Consider the following 2,757-nt stretch of genomic DNA (forward strand, 5'->3'; position numbering starts at 1 on the left):
TTAACGAAACATTTTGATCGACTTGCGTCCCCGTGCGAGCGGGGACAAAAGCCGATTTCCAGAAAAGCTTTTGTTAAATTTGTCGCCCCTTATCATACCTTTTATTATCGTGATAATGGAGTGATGGCAGTTCCAACCAGGCATCAGGGGATGAAGTCGCTTCGTTACCGGTTGGCTGAATAGCCGCTTCTTGCTGCAATTTACGCTTCCAGTAGCCAAAGGTGGCAACCGATACATTCTGTTGTTGGCAGAAAAGCTTCTGAGATAAATGACTGTTCTGCTGTTGCTCAATCAAGGTTTGCCATTCGGTTTTGCTTCGACGAATCGCCATGGGGTGCTCCTGTGAATTAAAAACTGGGGCAGGTTATGATGAAAATAGCGACCGGGGAAGTACGTCTTGGAATGACCGGTTACGAATACAGAGCGCTGGGTGCGCTGATGTTCAGCGATACACCGGTTATCCATGAGCCGCCGTCGTCCGCGAAGGAAGCTGCGATGGAGATGAAAAAACGGCTCAGATAATCCGGAAAGGGGCAATAGCGGTTTGGAATGATCGCTTACGCGTTATGTTTGTTGACCAATAAAGGGAGTAAATATGAAAAAGAAACATGTAGTTGTTGCAAGTACTATGATGCTAACCGCTTTTTTGGGAGGCTGTTCATCCTCTCCTGATAAGATCAGTGCACAGTATGTATCTCCGTTGATGTATCAACCTTATGATTGTGATCAAATAGGGATGGAATTACGTAGAGTAAATAGTAGGTTAATTGAAGTAACAGGCGCACAAGAAAGTGAGGCCAACAAGGATGCGGTGGCTACGGGGGTTGGATTAGTATTATTTTGGCCGGCGCTTTTTTTCTTGGCGGGAGATGATCGCGCTGCTGAGTTAGGTAGGTTAAAGGGGGAGTATGAAGCGCTAGAGTTGGCGGCAATACAAAAGCGGTGTGACATTATTCAAGAACTCAAGGAAGCAAGAGAAGAACGAAAACGTAGAGAAAAAGAAGCTAAAGAGAAATTAGAGGAGCAATCAATAGTCGATGAGTTATAGCTGAAAGTGGTGTTTGAAAGGAATTGAAAGCGGAACAAAATCTGATCACGGAAGATATGGCTGACTGGGCTCATGAGGTTCGACTCAATGCAAATGATCAGCGTCATGCTGACGAATCAGCAAGCTTGCCTACTTCAGAAGACGCAAAGCGAGTAATCGATTTCGTTCAAGCACTAGGTATGGTGCTATTCGTACTCCCAGCAAGAGTTCGTAGAGGCCAAGCGTGTCTTCGACCTCGTGATAGATTTTGGGACATCCCAGTCCCCAAAATCGACTCGGCCTTTGACAACCTATTGGTGCCCCAGCCGTCCTGGTCACCAAGCACTACGCAACAACTTCGCAAGCTCGTTGCTGCTCCGTACTTGGCTCCCAATGACTGGACGCCGCGTTCGGAGGCCTACTTTGTTTTCCCTCTGGCGCAAGGCACGCCGGGAAAACAGTGCGGCCTCGCGGCTACTGGGGTCTACCAGCCTTCGCTTCGCTCTCCATGGCTGGCAGCGTACGCCGAGGCCTATTGCCGCATCTCCAGTTACCTGCAGACCATGGCAAATCAGGGATACAATCCGCTGGTCGCCATTCAAATGGCCTTTTCGGGACAGCTCTATGCTGATAGGGGTGAGTAGTTACGATCTCCGTAAGTGAAGGGGTGTAGTTGAAATTCAAGTAGCTTGAAGTAATTGGCAGATCAAGAGGGCGTACAGCCAATCTCTTTAAGGTAGGGATCACTAGCTGCCTTACCCATTCTCCAAAACGTTTTTTAAGTGAAATCGACAAGCCTTTGGTAATTTCATTGACTTCATATTGATAATCATGGTGATAAGCATCGCTCCAGTCCTCTGCACCATAAGACACTAAGAACGCTGAAGCATTCTCCACGACGTAATCAACATCAATTCTTGCAAGATCTGTTTCTAAAGCAGACCAATCTTCTTGAGCCGGTATAAATTTTTCAACTAAATCATGTAGAGCACTATCACTATCTGAAAGATATTCTTTGAAATTTGAATAACGGGAAGAAATACCATGGTAGATATCAAAGCCATTCCCAATGATGTATAGACTGTCCAGTGACATAGTAAACCTCGGTCAGGCGCTGCCGGGTCTTTTCTTCCGGTGGCAGCGGTGTTTGTCAAGATACTTGTGTGGGTCGAGTAGATGGGCTCCACAACAGGTTAGGATCGTGTTGGCATTCTCTGTTTGCCGGCTGGTTTCCCACCGGTGCCGCAATATCCTCTCCGTACTGTCGCATCACCACACCCCTCACAGAACCGTGCTTGCGCTACTCGTAGGCCAATGCACCATTCCATAAACGGTCGTTTGTGAAACAGGTTGAGAACGTATGATTTACAGGGTAATGAGTGTTCCGTATGCCGTCAACTCCGTCAACTATTTAATGTTTCTAGAGTTTAGAGTTTCAGAGGAGAAAATTGACGCGTTAAAGACGCTAATGGAACCCGATCTGCGGAACCTTGGGATCCCCCTGTGTCAGCATAGTTGTCCGCTCACCTCGGTGAGCAATTATTACTTAATCAGGGGACGGAAGGAAATCATGAAATGCCAAGATACAGCAGAGAATTCAAAGAGACGATTGTTCGTAAGCGCCAAACAATCAGCCCTATTGCATTTTTTTGACAGGCGTGTTCCAGGGTAGCAGGGCTTCAATGTCCTCAACCGTCCTGGCATTGCCGATGTGCTGCAGCACATGGTGG

General features: G+C 47.2%; 4 protein-coding genes and 1 pseudogene. 3 read left to right on the forward strand and 2 right to left on the reverse strand.

The features are described 5' to 3' along the window. Window positions 1–73: 73 nt before the first annotated feature. On the reverse strand, window positions 74–331 hold the full coding sequence (gene tnpA, locus ACOCD2_RS15990) for an IS66 family insertion sequence element accessory protein TnpA (protein WP_293690330.1): 258 nt from the start codon (window positions 329–331) through the stop codon (window positions 74–76). A gap of 38 nt (window positions 332–369) precedes the next feature. Between tnpA and ACOCD2_RS15995 the strand changes: the two genes are divergently transcribed. The 3 genes from ACOCD2_RS15995 (at window position 370) to ACOCD2_RS16005 (ending at window position 1,671) form a co-directional block, all read left to right on the forward strand. Further along, on the forward strand, window positions 370–522 hold the full coding sequence (locus ACOCD2_RS15995) for a hypothetical protein (RefSeq protein ID WP_293715492.1): 153 nt from the start codon (window positions 370–372) through the stop codon (window positions 520–522). Between the two features lie 73 nt (window positions 523–595). After that, window positions 596–1,048 carry a hypothetical protein gene (locus ACOCD2_RS16000; protein WP_293650219.1) on the forward strand — a complete coding sequence of 151 codons (453 nt, stop codon included), beginning with the start codon at window positions 596–598 and terminating at the stop codon, window positions 1,046–1,048. Between the two features lie 56 nt (window positions 1,049–1,104). Continuing rightward, window positions 1,105–1,671, forward strand: a complete 567-nt coding sequence (locus ACOCD2_RS16005; RefSeq protein ID WP_419625785.1) for a hypothetical protein — start codon at window positions 1,105–1,107, stop codon at window positions 1,669–1,671. Window positions 1,672–1,723: 52 nt separating this feature from the next. On the opposite strand, the pseudogene ACOCD2_RS16010 reads toward ACOCD2_RS16005, so the two are convergent. Further along, window positions 1,724–2,122: pseudogene (locus tag ACOCD2_RS16010) on the reverse strand (AbiH family protein); the annotation flags it as partial. Window positions 2,123–2,757: the final 635 nt, after the last annotated feature.

Origin of the sequence: Thiolapillus sp., from assembly GCF_048562965.1 — a bacterium.
Taxonomy (GTDB): Bacteria; Pseudomonadota; Gammaproteobacteria; order Chromatiales; family Chromatiaceae; genus Thiolapillus; species Thiolapillus brandeum_A.

What these genes read in the sequence shown, in the direction of transcription:
- tnpA (WP_293690330.1), bottom strand. Translation starts at nt 331, where the DNA reads ATGGCGATTCGTCGAAGCAAAACCGAATGGCAAACCTTGATTGAGCAA.
- ACOCD2_RS15995 (WP_293715492.1), top strand. Translation starts at nt 370, where the DNA reads ATGAAAATAGCGACCGGGGAAGTACGTCTTGGAATGACCGGTTACGAA.
- ACOCD2_RS16000 (WP_293650219.1), top strand. Translation starts at nt 596, where the DNA reads ATGAAAAAGAAACATGTAGTTGTTGCAAGTACTATGATGCTAACCGCT.
- ACOCD2_RS16005 (WP_419625785.1), top strand. Translation starts at nt 1,105, where the DNA reads ATGGCTGACTGGGCTCATGAGGTTCGACTCAATGCAAATGATCAGCGT.